The organism is Leptospira selangorensis (assembly GCF_004769405.1).
GTDB classification, from domain to species: domain Bacteria; phylum Spirochaetota; class Leptospiria; order Leptospirales; family Leptospiraceae; genus Leptospira_B; species Leptospira_B selangorensis.
Window position 1 is genome coordinate 18,265 of record NZ_RQES01000019.1, and the last position, 17,559, is coordinate 35,823.

The 17,559-nt window shown below is 39.3% G+C and carries 10 protein-coding genes; 3 read left to right on the top strand and 7 right to left on the bottom strand.

Features of this window, described 5'->3' with window-relative positions; translation table 11 throughout:
* Nucleotides 1-30 precede the first annotated feature (30 nt).
* Nucleotides 31-3,642, top strand: coding sequence for an adenylate/guanylate cyclase domain-containing protein (locus EHO58_RS15290; RefSeq protein ID WP_167483226.1), 3,612 nt, complete (start codon nucleotides 31-33; stop codon nucleotides 3,640-3,642).
* 49 nt (nucleotides 3,643-3,691) lie between these two features.
* On the opposite strand, the gene EHO58_RS15295 is transcribed toward EHO58_RS15290, so the two are convergent.
* Nucleotides 3,692-4,987 (bottom strand): phospholipase C/P1 nuclease family protein, encoded by a 1,296-nt coding sequence (locus EHO58_RS15295; RefSeq protein ID WP_244241202.1) that lies wholly within the window; start codon nucleotides 4,985-4,987, stop codon nucleotides 3,692-3,694.
* Between the two features lie 127 nt (nucleotides 4,988-5,114).
* On the opposite strand from EHO58_RS15295, the gene EHO58_RS15300 reads away from it, so the two are divergent.
* Nucleotides 5,115-6,713: a Na+/H+ antiporter gene (locus EHO58_RS15300; protein ID WP_135680508.1), complete on the top strand. Its 1,599-nt coding sequence runs from the start codon at nucleotides 5,115-5,117 to the stop codon at nucleotides 6,711-6,713.
* A 34-nt stretch (nucleotides 6,714-6,747) separates the two neighbouring features.
* Here the strand turns inward: EHO58_RS15300 and EHO58_RS15305 are convergent, their stop codons facing one another.
* Genes EHO58_RS15305 through EHO58_RS15315 form a run of 3 tightly spaced genes read right to left on the bottom strand, consistent with a single transcriptional unit; the run spans nucleotide 6,748 to nucleotide 12,820 of the window.
* Nucleotides 6,748-8,364: an efflux transporter outer membrane subunit gene (locus EHO58_RS15305; protein ID WP_135680509.1), complete on the bottom strand. Its 1,617-nt coding sequence runs from the start codon at nucleotides 8,362-8,364 to the stop codon at nucleotides 6,748-6,750.
* A complete protein-coding gene (locus EHO58_RS15310; protein WP_135627224.1) occupies nucleotides 8,361-9,575 on the bottom strand; it encodes an efflux RND transporter periplasmic adaptor subunit in 1,215 nt (404 codons plus the stop codon). Before EHO58_RS15310 ends, EHO58_RS15305 begins: the two co-directional genes overlap by 4 nt.
* Nucleotides 9,572-12,820 carry an efflux RND transporter permease subunit gene (locus tag EHO58_RS15315; protein WP_135680510.1) on the bottom strand — a complete coding sequence of 1,083 codons (3,249 nt, stop codon included), beginning with the start codon at nucleotides 12,818-12,820 and terminating at the stop codon, nucleotides 9,572-9,574. The genes EHO58_RS15310 and EHO58_RS15315 overlap by 4 nt, the downstream gene beginning before the upstream one ends.
* An 85-nt stretch (nucleotides 12,821-12,905) precedes the next feature.
* On the opposite strand from EHO58_RS15315, the gene EHO58_RS15320 reads away from it, so the two are divergent.
* The gene (locus tag EHO58_RS15320; RefSeq protein WP_135627222.1) at nucleotides 12,906-14,471 is read left to right on the top strand and encodes a helix-turn-helix domain-containing protein; all 1,566 of its coding nucleotides are present in this window, start codon (nucleotides 12,906-12,908) and stop codon (nucleotides 14,469-14,471) included.
* Between the two features lie 78 nt (nucleotides 14,472-14,549).
* Here EHO58_RS15320 and EHO58_RS15325 read toward each other — a convergent pair whose 3' ends face one another.
* The 3 genes from EHO58_RS15325 to EHO58_RS15335 all read right to left on the bottom strand — a co-directional run bounded on the left by EHO58_RS15325 (nucleotide 14,550) and on the right by EHO58_RS15335 (nucleotide 17,433).
* Nucleotides 14,550-15,323, bottom strand: coding sequence for an MBL fold metallo-hydrolase (locus EHO58_RS15325; RefSeq protein WP_135627221.1), 774 nt, complete (start codon nucleotides 15,321-15,323; stop codon nucleotides 14,550-14,552).
* A gap of 154 nt (nucleotides 15,324-15,477) precedes the next feature.
* On the bottom strand, nucleotides 15,478-16,440 hold the full coding sequence (locus tag EHO58_RS15330) for a lipin/Ned1/Smp2 family protein (RefSeq protein ID WP_135680511.1): 963 nt from the start codon (nucleotides 16,438-16,440) through the stop codon (nucleotides 15,478-15,480).
* Between the two features lie 288 nt (nucleotides 16,441-16,728).
* Nucleotides 16,729-17,433: a lysozyme inhibitor LprI family protein gene (locus tag EHO58_RS15335; protein ID WP_135680512.1), complete on the bottom strand. Its 705-nt coding sequence runs from the start codon at nucleotides 17,431-17,433 to the stop codon at nucleotides 16,729-16,731.
* Nucleotides 17,434-17,559: the final 126 nt, after the last annotated feature.

Consider the following 17,559-nt stretch of genomic DNA (forward strand, 5'->3'; position numbering starts at 1 on the left):
ACGTTTTATGCCTATTATATTGTCCCGAATATGGAAGCTTTACCACAGAACGCTTGGCCAATCATCTCTTCGGATCCTACTGATTTTCAGTATTTTTGGTACCAATTCCCTTTTGCAGTTCCAGGGCTCACTACCTTTGTCGTAGGTTTTTTGTTATTTGTCGCAGGTATGATAAGAGCTCGAAAAGAAGGTTCTCAAGCTCTTTTAATTAGTTTTGCAATTAGCTGCCTTGCCTTCGGAACTCTCGGGCTTCTTTTGGGACTAAGAGCGGTTATTTTGGATAAGAGTTTTTTATTATCCGTTAATACGCTCTTGTACCCGATCGTTCTTTTATTCACTCCTATGAGTGGTCATATTCTACATCATATCCTAGGAAAAAAATATAAGATCCTTTCTTGGATGAACTGGTTGAATTGGGGAGCAGTCATATTTGCATTGTCCGGCATCGTTTTAAATCGGGCCTTTACTGGAGATTTTATACATTATCCGTTCGGAAAATATCCTGTATCCACTTTCTTCTTAAAACCTTGGGGAATCATAGGAGTATCTACTTACTTTCTCATTGGTGTTCCATGTATTCTTCATTTTCTAAAACATAATTCTTTAAAAAATAAAAAAACACTTGTACTCGGACAAAACCTCCTTATCATTCTGGCTGCATCCAATCTACCTAGTTTTATAGGAATCCCTTTCTTTCCGGGCGGTAATTTTTCTTTTATTCCTATGCTTATTCTTGCATACGGAGTATTTCGATCAGACTTTCTGAACTTGAGTGATTTCTTATTTAATAAAAATGCTTTATTCTATTTTTTGAATGCGATAATCGCACTCTTATTTTTGGGAATATCAGGAGCATTTGTTTATCTTATTTCTCCGGATGAACTTGCTAAATCCCAGAACATACAATGGCTTTTTATTCCACTAGTCTCTACTTTGGCGGTTTTCTGGTTAGGGATTATTGTAGGAGGAACAAACCCTGCTTCCCCTCTAAATCAGATCGCGGCATTTTCCCTTTATATCTATGGAGCACAATTGATCTCTGTGCTTTCTATCAATATAATTTCGGATCCTATAATAGGTCTTAGAGTCACTCAAGTCTGTTATATGATCTTTTTTCTTGCACCTTCTATTCATATACGTTTTGCGTATCTTGCCTTAAAGAAACCGTTGCCAAAATATTTTCCGATCTTCGATGCGCTTGTGTTTTTATTAAGTGTCGCCGCACTCTCGCCTTGGTTGTTCGTGGGATATTACGAATTCGCTTGGGGAAGGATACTTGCATCCGGACCGGTTGTACAAGGATTTGGAGTAGTCGGTTTTATCGGGATCCTAGCGGTTTTGTCGGAATGGTTCTCCGCATTCAGGAAGAAAGAATCCGATTTTTTAGGAAATTTGGCGGTTCTATTCTTAATTGTAGGAAGTATTATGCTTCTTTTAAATTTGCCCGCAACACAAGGATTTCATATCTATCCACTTGGAAATTTAAGTATTATACCGACTGGAATATTAGCCTACGGAGTTCTGCGGAATTCTACAAGACTGGAAGCTCAACAGGCTTTTAGGATAAGTCACAGGATCTCTTTATTATCCCTTTCCTTGATCCCGTTATTTTCATTTCTTCTTTTTCCTTTTTTGTCTAAAAGTAGTCCGATAGATTCAAGAATACTTTATATTCTTTTAATATGCTTTCCAATCCTTCTTCTGGGATATCAACTTGCCTTCTTTTTGACGAGACCAATTTCGTCGGAGCTGGATATTCTATTACATAGATTGGATCGGGCAAGAGAAGAGGCTGAAAATTCTAAAAACGAAGCGGAAGTGCTGACCGAACTTGCTAAGAAGATCAATTCAACGAGCGATCTGACCGAAATTTTACAATTTGTTAAGGATCATATTTCTTTAAGATTCGGAGAAGATTCCATACTCGCTCTATTTACGATCAATGATGCTCAGCAATCATTGGTATTGTATCACCTGACTTCAAACGCGGATTCGGATATTAAGGATAAGATAGCCGATCTTAAGATCCCATTAGCGTTAGAAGGAGGAGTTCTTGCAAGGACCTCGAAAAAACAAAAGCCGATCTATTTGGCGGAAATTAAACCTGAGTGGCTGGATGCTTCTCCGTATGATGCGATACTAGTTCGAACGTTTAATTTGGAATCCGTTCTTCATGTTCCTCTGATCGTACAAGGAAAAACGCTTGGAGTTCTTTCTGTAACCTGGTCAAAAGTCCAATTTTTAGCTCAGAAAGATCTAAAGGAGATCGCGTCTTTGGGAGATCAGATTGCAGGCGCAGTTCAAAACGCGATTCTATTGCAGGAAACAAAAGATTCTGCGGAAGAAATAGAAGAGTTGAATCGATTCGCAAGAATTCTGAATTCTTCTTTGGATCTTGATCAAGTATTTCAGTCAGCATTCGATTATATCGTCGATCATAGTACTGTTGATACTATATGGTTATTGCTAAAGGATAAGGAAAACGGAGTGTTAAGGACTTATTCCGGCAATTCCGCAATGCCTGGACTTACCGAAAAGGAAATGCAATATTTTCGTGATCTGGAAATTCCTTTGAATGAAACGGGAGGAAGTATCTATCATACTTATTCGGAAAAAGTTCCATTATATATAGATGATATACGATCGGAACAAGGTTTTACGAATTTACTCAATGGAAGTACGGTGAACTTTTCTAAAATCGATCTCAGGATCGCAAAAAACTGCCATCTGTATTCTATGTTCCAAATTCCTCTCATATTAAACCATGAGGTGATAGGTATTCTTAATCTAACCGCTTTCGAAAAGAAGATAGGTTTAAGCGTTAAGGCGAGGGAGAAGATAATGCGGATCTGCGAACAGATTACTACTGCATTGCATAATGCTTCCTTGTACGACCAGATCAAAAATCTTTTTACGGAAGCGGAGACCTCTCGTGAAAAAGCGGATTCATTACTTCTGAATATTCTTCCTTCGGAGATTGCTGAGGAATTAAAGGAAAAGGGAGAAGTTCGACCTATCTTGTACGAATCTGCTACGATTCTATTTACCGATTTTAAAGGATTTACACAAATTGCGGAGACACTCTCTCCATCAGATCTGATCCGAGAATTGGATAGTTGTTTTACTCAATTCGATGAAATAGTACATCGTTATAAATTAGAAAAATTGAAAACGATCGGGGATTCCTATATGTGCGTGGGTGGGATCCCTGCAAAAAATAGAACTCACGCGATCGATGCTTGTTTGGCCGCTTTGGAATTGCAGGCGTTCATGAATCAAATGCAATCGATTAAGAAACAATTGGGATTACCATATTGGCAGATGAGGATAGGTATTCATACGGGTCCGGTCATCGGAGGTGTGATCGGAAAGAAAAAATTCGCATTCGATGTATGGGGAGATGCGGTTAACACAGCCTCACGTTTGGAGTCCGGAGGAGAAGTGGGTAAGGTCAATATCTCCCAGAATACTTTCGAATTAGTAGACGATTTTTTTAAAACGGAATATAGAGGGACAGTACCGGTTAAGAACAAGGGTTATATGGCTATGTATTTCTTAGAAGGACTTAGGGAAGAATATTCTTTAACGGATGGAAAAGTCCCTAATAGAGTGTTTCACGAAAAATATCATTCGTTCTATTAATCGAATGATAGGCTGATTTTACTTTTGTATCCTCAGCCTAAATTTTTTCTTAGTTTTGTTTCAATCCGGTCCTAACATAATTACGGATATGGGAACCTACACTTTTCATATGCTCCGAAATTGTAGAATCTAATTCCGCTAGAGATTTATGATTGATCTCCGGAAGCAGTTTACCTTCTGCAAAACCGTTCAATAAATTCGATTCATCTATCAGGGTATCGATTCGATCCGAAATGTCGTAACTTTGTTTGGATACAATATCTACAATATAGGAATTATCGTATTTGCCGTAGTTATTATCCAAATTGGTTTGTTTTACGCTTAGGATAAAAGGATGGGTCAGTTCCTTATTTTTATAAGAATTTCTTAATGTACTAAAATGATATTTCTCGATAGTGGTATGTCGGCTGGCAATTCTATCGATTGCTTCATTTTTGGCGCTTTCAAATCCAAGAATCGCCTTTAAATTGATCCAAAGCATACTGATTGTCCCGAAATTCGGAAGGACTCTGGAGTGATAAGGCTGAGTAAGATCCACAACATAATGCATTCCCCAACCTAAAAAACGATAACCCCAATATGGATGACCGGACTCAAAAGCATAACGAGAAAGTGTCATAAACTGATGAACTCTATATTTAGGATAGGTGCGGGTTAGAAATCCTGCTGCTGCAAAAATAATCGGAGATTCATGATAATATCCTATATGAAATGGCACTTGGGTCGCATAATAGATCCTAGAATCCCCAAAGGATTGTATTCCAAAACCATAATCTTTACCGAAACTTTCCCCATTATCTTCGAATAAATTGAGATCTAATCCGAAATCCGGTTCGTCTCCTGCAGTCGCCAATACTTCGAGAGGACTAACAAGTTCTCCTATTCGAATATCATAAAATTCGTAATCTTGTTTTAGATCCTTCTCTCCATAAATACTAACCGTCATCGGATTTGATTTTTTTGCGGGTAAGGGATTCCCAGGAAGATTCTGTAAAAAATAACCTAACGGTGTTCCGGTATTCAGTCTAAGTGCTCTTAAAAAATGATTACGGATCGTCTTTTTGTCCCCACCTTTGAATGAGAGCGCTTCCGGAAGAGGGGCACTTTTATCGTAGTTTAGATTTGCTTCCTTCTCCATATCCCTCATAAGAGGGATAAGTTTATCCTGTTCTTTAAGTAAAAAATCTTCTAAGGATTCAACTTTTACCTTAGGAGCGGATACCAATTCCGGCATGGCTTCGAGTGCAGGCCGATTGAATAGAAAGTGATTCCACCATGCTTCTGCAGGTGTAGCAAACAAACTAAGTGATGCGATAAAGATTAGACTAGAGTAATATTTGAGCACACCAAAGAATTCTAGATTAGCAGGAGAAGTCAACACAAACTGACGGAGAGAAATTATGCTGTAAAGTTGTTGAGTAGATGAAAAGGTTTATGATGATCTGTAAAACCGCTCGCTCGAACAGGAACAGATGGAAAATATCCTAGTTGAATACGTCTATTTGATTTTGATCATTCTTGGATTGGTTGTGATTGCCAATCGACTTGGACTTGCATATCCGATCGTTCTTTTGATCGGAGGACTTGCCGTCAGTGCAATTCCATTTTTCCAAAATATTACGATCACACCGGAACTTGTTTTTCTAATATTCCTTCCTCCATTATTGTATGAAGCCGCTTGGCAAATTTCCTGGAAAGAGTTTTGGAAATGGAGAAGGATCATAGCAGGTTTCGCATTTCCGATCGTTATCATTACTTCTTGTTTAATTGCTTTGATCTCTAGTTCCTTGATCCCTGGATTCACATTAGCGATCGGATTTTTATTAGGAGGAATTATCTCTCCTCCTGATTCTATTTCTTCCGTTACGATCATGAAACAAACAAAAGCTCCTAAGTCTGCAATAAGTGTAGCAGAAGGAGAAAGTTTACTAAATGATGCTTCTTCTTTGATCGTTTTTAGATTCGCTTTGGCCGCGGTGATCACAGGGCAGTTTAATCTCCAAGAGGCAACATTAAGTTTTGTTTGGGTAGTGATTGCAGGTTCATTGATAGGTCTCGCAGTAGGTCTTGTGTTTTATGGGATTCATCGTTGGCTTCCACTTACACCAAGTATCGAGATCATTTTAACGTTTGTGACCCCTTATTGTATGTATTATTTGGCGGAACATTTTCATGTGTCCGGCGTTCTTGCAGTAGTATGTGGAGGACTTCTTCTCTCCAGTAAACGCCAAGGCCTTTTGAGTTATGCCAGCCGTATCCAAGGTGAGAATGTTTGGAATAGTATCGTATTCATTTTGAATGGACTCGTTTTTTTGCTGATTGGTTTGCAGTTGCCATCCATCGTAAACCAATTAGGGGATATTAGTTTAACGAGCGCAATTCTCTACGGAATATTGATCTCATTGGCTTTAATCGTTACAAGGATCATCATTACACTTTTTACTTCCGGTTTTACTCGGGTCATGAGCAATTTTATAGAAGTCTCGGAAGTGAATCCTGGATGGAAGATCCCTCTTGTTTTAGGTTGGGCAGGGATCCGAGGAGTTGTATCTCTCGCCGCAGCACTTTCTATTCCGATATATATAAATGGAGAAACTCCTTTCCCTTATCGAAATTTAATTTTGTTTATTACATTTATAGTGATCTTAATAACTATGATCTTTAATGGATTAACTCTTCCTTGGCTGATCCGGAAATTGAATGTAATGGATTTCCAAACTCCTATTCCGGTTCATAGACAAGAAGTGATGATCCAGAAAAAATTGGCTACAGAGTCTCTTCATTATTTAGAAGAAAAAAGTAAAACAGGCCCTGGCAAAAATAAACATCTCAAAAATCTGATCTCCCGTTTGAAAACCGAACTAGGGTATTTCGAAGAAGAGTTGAAAGGAATGTCCGGAGCCCATAGAGGAGAAAGAAAAGAATACGGAGACGTATATTTGGAACTTCTTCAATTCCAAAGAGATGTTTTAAATGATCTAAATCATGATTCCGGATTCGACGAGGACGTAATTCGTAAATACCACACGCTTATCGATATAGAAGAGTTTAAAACCAGAGAAAGTGACTGATCTTTCTCCGGTTATTACTTTTATCAGCGCGGGATCATTTGTTTAGAATAGGTGCAGTCAAATTCTTATTTTGAGGATTATCATCGTCCGCATTTACGTCTATTCCGCCTGCTGCATCAGGTTTTTTAGAATTACTAAAATCAAATATATTGAAAGGTTGGATCTCATCATCCGCAGGCAATTGGGTATTTTTCCAGCCACCACCCAGCGCTCTTATCAATCGAACAGATGCCCTGTTTAATTCAGTCTTAACTAAAATTGCGTCTATTCGAGCTTCCAGAGTATTTACCTGAGCATAAATCAATTCCAAACTATTACTTAAGCCCCCTTTATACAATGCCATAGTCATATTCTGAACTTGTGAGGCTGCTTCTACAGCTTGGTCTTGTCGTCGGGATTGTTCCGACATGAATGTGGTCTCTGTAAGTCCGTTCTCCACTTCTCTAAACGCATTTAAGACAGTTGAGCGATATACATCTTCCGTTTCTCTATAAGCAGACCATGCTTGTTGTAATTGGGCTCTACGATAACCACCTTGAAAAATAGGAAGAGAGACCGTGGAACCATAAGACCAAAAACTATTTGAGAGTTGGACTAAGTTGACTCCTCCTTCGAATCCTCCGCCTCCGCTAAATGAAATATTCGGAAAGAATGCTGCACGAGCTATTCCTATATTACGATTTGCTATTGCCATTTTGCGTTCCATAGAAGCAATATCAGGTCTACGTTCTAGTAGGGTAGAAGGAAGAGTGGTTGGTACCTTAAATGCAACAACATGGACTTCTTCTACTGGAGGGATGTTGAATCCGGTAGGGGCTCGATTGAGTAAGATAGCAATCGCATTCTCAGTTACTCTCATCTTAGCTTGAATATCTAAACGTTTTGCTTGGGTGCTTGATAGAAGATACTGTGCTCTTTGCACATCCAACTCTGGAGCTATACCACCTTTATATCTTTCATTTACAAGATTTAAAGATTGTTCATAAAATTCTATGGATTGACGGTAAGTTGTATCCTGAGCATTCAAACCTCTGAAAGTAAAATAATCAGCGGCAAGTTCCGCTTGTAAGCTTAATCGAGCTAAGGCAAAATCTGCAGCTACAGACTGTGCATTATAAATTTGTGCTCTTGTAGAATTTCTGATAGAAGACCAAAAGTCAGGTTCCCAAGAAGCTATTCCTCCTAGGGATGCTGTTCCTTCTTGGTTTGCTTCTCCCGCTCCTCTAAAAAGTCGATTATCGGATTGTCTATTATTGGATCCGCTTAACCCGACTCCTAAATGCGGTATCAACTGAGAACGAACTTTAAGCATTGCATCTCTTGCTTGCACAAATCTTTCTGCAGCAGCTTGTAGATCCGGATTCGCAGTGATTGCTTGCTCTTCTAATTGATTCAAAACGGGATCATTAAAAAGTTTCCACCAATCTGCTTGTATTGCTTCTCCTTCAGAAGGATTTGCTTTTACAAAAGGACCTGATCCGCTCCAAGAATCCGGAACCACATATTCCGGGCTTAAATATTTAGGAGCAAGATCGAATGCAGGGCCATTCAAACAAGAAACCAATAAGACAGCCAATGGTAGAAATACGATCCATCGTCCTAAGACGATGATTCGCTTCTTTGTTTTATTTATTTTTTGAGATCGGTTCATTTGGATGCTACTGGTTCTAATTTTGAACCTGCTTTTTTAGAAATATTCATATCTGAATATCCCGTTCTTGGTTCTACTACTCTTACCTGATCACCTTCCAGTAAAGAAGCAGAAGGGTTATTCACGATTCGGTCGTTTGTGCTAACTCCATCTCTTACTTCTATCACAGAGTCTATGATCTTGTTTACAGTGATCGGTTTGAAGTGGACCTTATTGTCTTGAGTGACGGTCGCTACTTGTGTACCATTTTCATCAAAGACCAAAGAGCTGGATGGTATAGTAAGAAGATCTTTTTTAACGGGAGCAGTGAGAGTCACTTGTGCGTAAGAACCTGGCCATAAGGATCTGTCCTTATTATCTATGGTGAATTCCGCAATTACGGTTCTCATATTCAGGTCGAAACCTTTAGAGATCGTCAGGAAGTTCGCTATGAATTTTCGATTCGGGAATTGTTGTACAGTGAGTTCTGCAGCTAATCCGGGTTTTAATAAGTAAGCGAATGTTCCCGGAACAGAAACGAATAATCTCATCTTATGGATATCCGCTACTGTAAATAGGTTAGAAGGTGTTTTGCTATCATCAATATTTCCTTCTTGGGTTACGTAATCGCCTACGTTAATATTTCTTTGGATCACTACTCCTTTGAACGGGGCTACTATCGTTTTAAAATTGATCTTAGCCTTATACTTATCCACATTCTTCTCTGCGGATTTCAGTTTTGCTTCTTCCGAATTTTTATCGGCTACCGCCACAGAAATGGACTGTTCCGAAACTGCATGAGAACTTCTTAATGCTAGATATCTATCCGCGGTAACGGCCGCCAGTTTGTATTTTGCTTTTTGAGAGTCTAGGTCCGCTTCTGCTTGTGCATATTCTGCGTCCAAAGCAGGGACCTTGATACGAGCAAGTACATCTCCTTCGTTTACTTCTGCTCCATAGTCTTTATACCACATCTTCACGTAACCCGGGACCTGAGCATAGATGACAGCCTCATACCATGCTCTGACTGTTCCCGGCAGAGTAATCGTTTCCAAAGGGTTGGGAGGTTCCGGATTTACTACGGAAACATTCGGAATGGATGCTTCCAAAGCTTCCTTTCGGAATTCTTCCGCGCTATGTATTTGTTGATAGAATATATAGCACAGGAATATAACTCCGAATGAGATTGTAGATAGTGTTAAAAGTTTCTTTTTAGGTACTGTTGGAATCATTTTGAACTTTCCTTTTGGATTTTTGCACGGTTGTTATAGATGATCGCGTAGATACAAGGCACGAAGAATAATGTTGCGAATGTAGCAACAGCCAATCCTCCGATCACCGCTCTGCCTAATGGAGCATTTTGAGAGTTACTTATGGACATAGGCACCATTCCTATGATCATCGCGGATGCAGTCATAAGCACAGGTCTGATCCTGGAATATCCTGCTTCGATAGCGGCTCTTATTGCGTCGCCATGAACTTCTAAACGATCTCTTGCATAAGAAACTACTAATATAGAGTTTGCGGTCGCAGTTCCCATACACATGATCGCTCCGGTTAACGCAGGCACTGAGATATATGTGCGTGTTAGGAATAAGGACCAAGCAATTCCCGCTAATGCGCCAGGCAATGCAGTAATGATGATGAACGGATCCGTCCAGGATTGGAAGTTTACCACGATCAGAAGATAAACCAGAAGAATTGCGACAAAGAGTCCGCCGATCAGTTCTATATAAGCACTTCTCATCGTCTCTGCCTGGCCAAGGATCTCGATTGCAGCTCCTCTTGGAAGTTCGCTCTTCATTGAGTCCATTATCTTTTGAGCGTCACTTAAAACTCCTCCAAGGTCTCTACCTTCTGCGGAAACATATACGTCAATCAGAGGCAAAAGGTTTTGGTGAGTAACTAAACCCGGAGTACCTGTAGGAGTGATATTTGCTACGTTCCCTAAGAGTTGTATTCCGTTTTCAGAATTTTCCTGCAAGTCTCCTCGATTGACTGGAACAGTGAGTAAGTCTTCGGTCCTTCTCATTTGAGGTTGAGGCACGTAGATATTGATCTGGTAAGAAAGACCTGTTTTACGATCCATCCAATATTCTTGGTCTATCTGTTGGCTTCCCGAAGTTGCGAGTAACATATTTTCTGCCACCGACTTCATTGGAAGATCAAGATTGATCCCTAAACTTCTATTTCCATCTACAAGAAGGGTAGGTGTACTCATAGTTTGTTGGATCACAACGTCCGCTGCACCAGGGATCGTTTTCAATTTGCCCTGAAGTTTTTGAGCAAATTCAAAATTTTTCTCCAGATCCATTCCATTGATCTGAATATCAATTGGAGAAGGTGAGCCGAAGTTCAGGATCTTTGCAGTTAAGTCCGCAGGTTGGAATGTAAATACCGTTCCTGGGTAAAGTTCACTTAGTCCTTTTCTAAGTGTTTGTCTATAATCCCATACAGGGGATTCTTCATCCTTTAATGAAATTGTTAAGTCACAATCCTGAGAACCGATCGTAGGAGTAGGAATGAATGCAAGGTTATGAGGTCCTACAGGGAGACCGCAGTTACTCAGAACACTTTCCACCTTACCAGGAAGTAATTTTTTAATGTCTTCCGAAACCAGAGTGGCAATCCTTCCCGAAACTTCTATCCTAGTTCCTAAAGGTGCACGCATATGCATCTGTAAAGTGCCTGCCTTAATCTCAGGGAAGAAGTCTCTACCATTCAGATAGAATAGAAGAAGTGACCCGGTCGCTATAGCTAAGAATATCTTCACAAATCTTTTACGATCTGCTATTACTTTCTGTAGAAGAATATAATAACGTTCTCTGAATTCGGTGAAATTACGCTCGAATCCCTTTTGAAAACGGATTAAGAAATCGATCCATTCCTTAATAAAAGCAAAACGAGAGTTCGATTTTTTAGGAAGAGTAGGCGTGATATGATGTTTAGCCGCTCCTTTGGAATGAGATCCATGGTTATGAGTTTCCGGAGAATGATGAGCGGTTAACAAATATTTCGCCATGGTAGGAACAAGTGTCCGTGAAAGAATGAAGGAAGCTATCATTGCGAGTGCTACCGCTTCTGCCATCGGCTTGAATAACCAGCCTGATACTCCGCTCAATTGAAACAGAGGGAACCAAACGATTACGATCGCAAGAGTTGCTACGAATGTAGGAATTACGATCTCGTTGGCTGCATCTATGATCGCCTTCTCCAAGGGTTTACCCATTTCGATATGAGTATCGATATTCTCTATCATCACAGTAGCATCATCCACAAGGATACCCACTGCTAAAGCAAGGCCTCCCAAAGTCATTACGTTGATAGATTCTCCTATCAAATGAAGGCCTATGATGGAACTTAAAAGAGAAAGAGGGATAGAAGTGGCGATAATCGTTGTCGCTCTCCAAGAACCTAAAAAGAGTAATACAACTAAGCCGGTTAGGGCAGCAGCCAATATCATTTCATGGACAACGTTCTCGATGGAATCTTTAACAAATACGGAAGCATCGTTTAATAATTTTATCTCTACATCGTCCGGAGAAATTTCTTTGATCCTAGGCATGGTCTTACGAATTCCATCTACCACATCTAGAGTGGATGCATCCCCACTTTTCATAACTACGATCAATACGGATTGTTTTCCATCTACGAGCACGGAGTTCAATTGAGGAGGGCCGCCTAATGCAACATTCGCAACATCTCTCATGAAGAATGTGCTATTACCGACTCTCTTGATTGGAATATTATTAAAATCTTCTACTTGGATCGGAATTGCATTCGTCATTACCATCCAATCTGTCTTACCGATTTTCTGGTCTCCCGCAGGTAACACGGCGCTTTGTTCATTAAACGCCTTGAATACATCCATGGGAGAAAGGTTCCTAGACAAAAGTTTTTGTTTATCTAGGGATACCAATAATTGCATTGGGGTTCCACCATAAGGCTGAGGAATAATTGCCCCTGGGATAGTAACGAGCAAAGAACGTATCCTCATGAATGCGAGGTTATACAGTTCTGCTGGAGTCATCTTCTCCGATGTGACTTGGAGCATTGCCACCGGAACGGAAGAAGCCTCCAATCGCATGATCATAGGAGGAGAAATATCCGGAGGCAAGGACGTGACTACTGTCTGCGAAATCGCAGCCACCTCCGCTTCCGCACCTGCAAGATCGGTATGAGGTTGCAATTCTATATTAATAATGCTGCTTCCGTAGTAGGATCTGCTATTAATACTTTTGATCCCTTCTACAGTACTAGTTAAAGCTCTTTCGAAAAAGTAGGTGATCCTTCCAGCAACATCTTCAGGAAGCATACCTTGGTATCCCCATACTACCGAAATCACCGGTATCTTGATGTTTGGAAAAACATCCGTAGGGGCCTTGAAAATGGATTGTATCCCGAAGAACAGGATTAGAATAGCGAGGACCACGAAGGTGTAGGGTCTTTTTAGAGCAATGAGAACGATTTCATTCATTTTGTTTCCTCATATATTAGTAGCATTTAAAGTGGAGAAAATCGTCCCGGTTTATAAGTTTGGACAGGAATCTTGAATGATCAATATGTCTAGAATAAAAGTATTTCTGATTTGGATCCTGATTTTGGTAATTTCTACTCAAATCTATTCCCAAGGGGATGAAAAGAATATAGGACATCTTCGTATCCAGGACTCCGACCAAACTCATTGGAAGCAGCTAGATGATTTTTCGGTGCTGCTTGACTGGGGATTCTACCCGGAGCCGATAGATCTGCGCTTTCGGATCGGTAATTTACCCGAGGAATCCAAAACTGAATTTTTGATCTTCCCTTGGAGTCTTTTGGATTCGGTTCAGGTTTGTGATTTGAAAGGGGATTGTCTACAGGCCGGTTTTATTCATCCGGTGAATGAATGGCTGATCCCTGGGATATTCCCGGTTTTTCCTCTCAGAAAATTTTTAGAGAATAGCCAAGAGATCAATATTAGGATCCAGTCTAGGAATTATATACTCTCAGAAGTTCGATTAGTAAGCGCAGAAGAGTTATATTCCATTTCCACAGTTTATTCAGGGATTGTATTCTCACTTCTCGCGCTTGTGATCGTTCAGATTGCTTATTTGATCAATTCCTATATTCGTCTTCGTTCTAAGTGGATCTTGTATCAGATCCTATTTTCCTTTGGAATTGGGCTTACTTTCTTATTCGTTTCCGGCATCGCTTCCAGATATCTATTCCCTGGATTTGGTTTTCCTCTTTCCCTAGGTAAGAAGATCATGATAGGGTATCTGATCATTTCCGGTACTCTATGGGTGTCTCATTTTTTGAAGATCAGGCAGAATTTTAAACCTGTTTGGTATTTTTATAATATAGTGAACATTCTGACCGCGATCATGATTGTTTTAAGTTTTACTAAATTCCCGAGACAGTTCATTTCTCGCACTTTTACTATTTTCTATTTGGCTGTGACCGGGACGGCGATCGTTCTCAGTTTGGTCGCTACAAAACGTAAAACAATCCAAACTCGTTGGTTTGTATTCGGAATGTTCTCCTTACTTGCGATTGAAGTATTAAATATCATTTCATATAAAGCATTCTTTTCTTTCGATGGGAAAAGTTTCTTATTCTTTATAGCCTTCTTCGTTCCAATAAATATATTCCTGACCAGTCGATCGGTTAGGACGAGGATCCGAGAATTAGAACACGAGATTGCATTAAGAAGGGAAGAACTTCAGAATTTTCAAGTGGATAAGACATCTTCGGACATATCCGGGAAGAAAAAGTCTACCATCATCGGTATTAATGTAGAAGAAGCACTGGCTCGATTGAATAAACTTCTGGATGAGGACAAAATCTATTTAGAAGAAGAATTGAGGATTAGTGATCTTGCCGCTGTTTTAGGATTATCTGTGCATCAGGTTTCAGAACTTCTAAATCAAGTTTTGAATATTTCTTTTCCTGATTTGCTTAAAAAATATAGGATAGAAGAAGCTAAACGTATTATTCTAACCGATCCTTCTGCAAACATACTGGATCTAGCATTCTCTGTGGGTTTCCAATCCAAGTCTTCCTTCTATGATACTTTTAAGAAACATACAGGACAGACCCCTCAGGAATTTAAAAAATCGGCTTCGCCTGATTCTTCTGAGGAATGATTAGATTGGGAAGGTTAAAGGAAGAAGTTCCGAAAAAGAAAAATCAGATTCTCTTTTTCGAAACTATTGATTAATAGATCAATACCAGTTGATCAATTCAACTTCTGTAGAAGGACTGGACTCTTTTACAAGCGCCTTAAACTTTTCAGTATCACTTAAGCCGTCCTTTCCACGATAGTGATAAGGATACACAACTTTCGGTTTAAAGTCTTTCACTGCATCTGCCGCTTTTTCTACAGTCATAGTATAAGGCTGATTCATACAAAGAAATGCGATGTCGATATTCTTCAAAGATCTCATTTCTTTAATATCTTCAGTGTCACCGGAAATATAGATCGTCTTTCCGCCGAACTTGATCAAATAACCGTTTCCTCTTCCTTTCGTATGTTTATCCAAATGTTCTTTGGTAATATTATACATAGGAATAGCGGAGAAGTTTATATCACCTACTGAAGTGGATTGTCCATTCTTCAAACGAGTGATATTGGTATATTCTTTTGCTTCTTTCGCAACTGCTTCTGGAGCTATGATCTGAGTCTCCTTAGTGGCGATTTCTCCTAAAGTTTTTAGATCCATATGATCCGGATGAATATCGGTAATTAGGATCAGGTCCGGTTTTTTCTGATCCTTATACTTTTCTCCTCCCCAAGAAGGATCTACATAAATTGTCTTATCTCCAATCGTCAGAACTAAACTTCCATGAAAGATTGGTTGGATTTGGATAGAAGTTTTAGAACTTGGGATCTCGATTTTAGGTTTTGGTTCTACCGTAGCGCAGTAGGCGAGAGTAAAAGCAAGGATGAGAGAGGTGATAATTCTCTTACCTGGAAAGAAATTCTGGATGGATTGCATAAGTTCTCCTTAATTCCGATCCAGAATATTTCTCTTTTTGTGGATTGTAAAGATAAGTACGTCTATAGACCGAAGGTCAATCTTAGTTTATGTTTCTCTAAAATTCTTCTTAGGAATGCCTTTTTTAGGAAGGCATTCCATATCGAGTAAATTTTTAATAGCAGGAAGAAGATTGAGGAGTGCTTGCTACTACAGTATTGTAATGAAGAGAATAATTTCCAGTAATCGACTGGGTTCCTTCTTTACCCGCATTTTCTCCTATGATCCAAGTATTCGATTTTGGAATACCACCTGCCGCATATGCTGCGATATCAGTAGTTGCATTTCCATAGGCGCGGATAATATCCAAACCAACAGTATTACGCAAATAATTGATATAATCGGTTTTGTAGGCCTGAACATTCGCACCTAAATAATCTGAACTAGGGTGATAATGCCAAGATTTCATTCCTTTGGAAGGGAACCACTCGCGAGTATCTTTGGTATTCCAATAAGGACGACCGGTTAAATAAATAATCTGATAACCTTTATTACGATATGCATTCACAGTTTCAGGAGCGTAATAATAAGCGTCCGCAATTTTGATACCTGCGTAATCTGCAAGAGCTTCGAAATCATTTGTGGTCAAGGTTCCATCCACATCGAATAAAACAGTTTGGCGACCAGGGTCAGCCACGGTTAAATAACCGTCAGCACTAGAAAGATCACCTTCTACCACCATACGAACAATATAGTCACCGGTTGCACGGATACCTAAGTTTGCAGTGATCTTCCCATCACCATTCGTAGTATAACGACCTACATAGGTCCAACCGCTCAATGCAGTTCCATAAATATAAACGTGAATATATTCGCCTTCCAAATCTTTATGAAATACGGCATCATAATCGAATTTTCCAACCATGGTTGCATTCGATCCTGATTTCACGATCGTATCGTAAACCATATGATAAGGTACATACAAACCGGCCAAGATCGTATTTCCGAAATTACGAAAACTTCTTTTGGTAGGTTTTGAGAAGGTAGGAGGGTTAGAAGGAGTTGTATAGTCCGGACAATCTGCCCAAAGACCGACTGAGAACGCAGTTAAGCACAAGGCTAACAAAAAGAATCGCATAGGGATCTCCAAATATTTTTTTCATCTGAAAGTTCGTTTGAAAAATTTTTGTAAACTGATTACAGAAATAATCCAAACAGCGGCGAATATATTGGAGCTGCATAAGCAGAGCAAGAAGAAACTAAAAATATGACTGTGACAATCTGTAGGAATATAAAATGCAAAAGAATAGATAGATGAGATGTAACTGTTATAAATAACTTATATATGTAATATATAAGGAATATTTAAAGAATGAAAATCGTATTCAAATTTCAGTTAGTAATCAAACTGTTTCGCGTTCTATTTTTACTTGAATTCGTATCTATAACTTCCACCAAAATAGGCTCTTGCCCCATGATATGCAGAACAAGAAACTTCCTCCACTTCGATCCTATTTTGAAAATATTCGAATTCCAATAAGCAGCAATCAGGGTCTTCCGACTTACAACCTTCAGTAGAAGCCCAGCTCCATTTGCCTTCTTTACTTGGAGTCCAATTTCCGTTTACTTCTCCCAAATGAGCCGTAGGACCTCTAACAACTTCGAAAGAAAATTGGATATTCTTGTTCGATTTATCTCTGAAAAGTTTTAAACTACCTCCGAAACCATCCGTATAAGAACCTAACCCTTCCTTAGAAGCTGTGCCGAATTTCCAAACATGATTTAAATATTTAGTTCTTTCTGTAGTCGTTCCGGATTTGCAGATAATTGTTTCTATACCGGATTCATCCGAGGCATACATAGGTCCTTCACAAACCCCATCTCTGTATCCTATCCAAAGAACTTGCAGTTTTTTTAAATCTTCCCTTTGGGATTCAGATAAACCTTCTCTTATCTTCTTATAAGTTACATTCAGTTCATTGTCTGCAGATTGGTATTCTTTGGAATAACATTTTTTCTGATCACTCTTGTTTTTGATCTTAGAGCAAATATCTATAGGTTCGGGTGTCTTCGAAAAAGCGGAAAATGCAAATATAGAAATGAGTAGGGATATGATCAGGCAGAAACGCATGCAGGAATTTTATTAACCAATGGTCTATTGCAATGATTTTTCCGATAAAAAAACCAAAAACATTTAACCAAATGGTTGACTCTTATTTAGGCCTATGATATACATTTAACCATATGGTTGAATCCA

What these genes read in the sequence shown, in the direction of transcription:
- EHO58_RS15290 (WP_167483226.1), top strand. Translation starts at nt 31, where the DNA reads ATGGAAGCTTTACCACAGAACGCTTGGCCAATCATCTCTTCGGATCCT.
- EHO58_RS15300 (WP_135680508.1), top strand. Translation starts at nt 5,115, where the DNA reads ATGGAAAATATCCTAGTTGAATACGTCTATTTGATTTTGATCATTCTT.
- EHO58_RS15305 (WP_135680509.1), bottom strand. Translation starts at nt 8,364, where the DNA reads ATGAACCGATCTCAAAAAATAAATAAAACAAAGAAGCGAATCATCGTC.
- EHO58_RS15310 (WP_135627224.1), bottom strand. Translation starts at nt 9,575, where the DNA reads ATGATTCCAACAGTACCTAAAAAGAAACTTTTAACACTATCTACAATC.
- EHO58_RS15315 (WP_135680510.1), bottom strand. Translation starts at nt 12,820, where the DNA reads ATGAATGAAATCGTTCTCATTGCTCTAAAAAGACCCTACACCTTCGTG.
- EHO58_RS15320 (WP_135627222.1), top strand. Translation starts at nt 12,906, where the DNA reads ATGTCTAGAATAAAAGTATTTCTGATTTGGATCCTGATTTTGGTAATT.
- EHO58_RS15325 (WP_135627221.1), bottom strand. Translation starts at nt 15,323, where the DNA reads ATGCAATCCATCCAGAATTTCTTTCCAGGTAAGAGAATTATCACCTCT.
- EHO58_RS15330 (WP_135680511.1), bottom strand. Translation starts at nt 16,440, where the DNA reads ATGCGATTCTTTTTGTTAGCCTTGTGCTTAACTGCGTTCTCAGTCGGT.
- EHO58_RS15335 (WP_135680512.1), bottom strand. Translation starts at nt 17,433, where the DNA reads ATGCGTTTCTGCCTGATCATATCCCTACTCATTTCTATATTTGCATTT.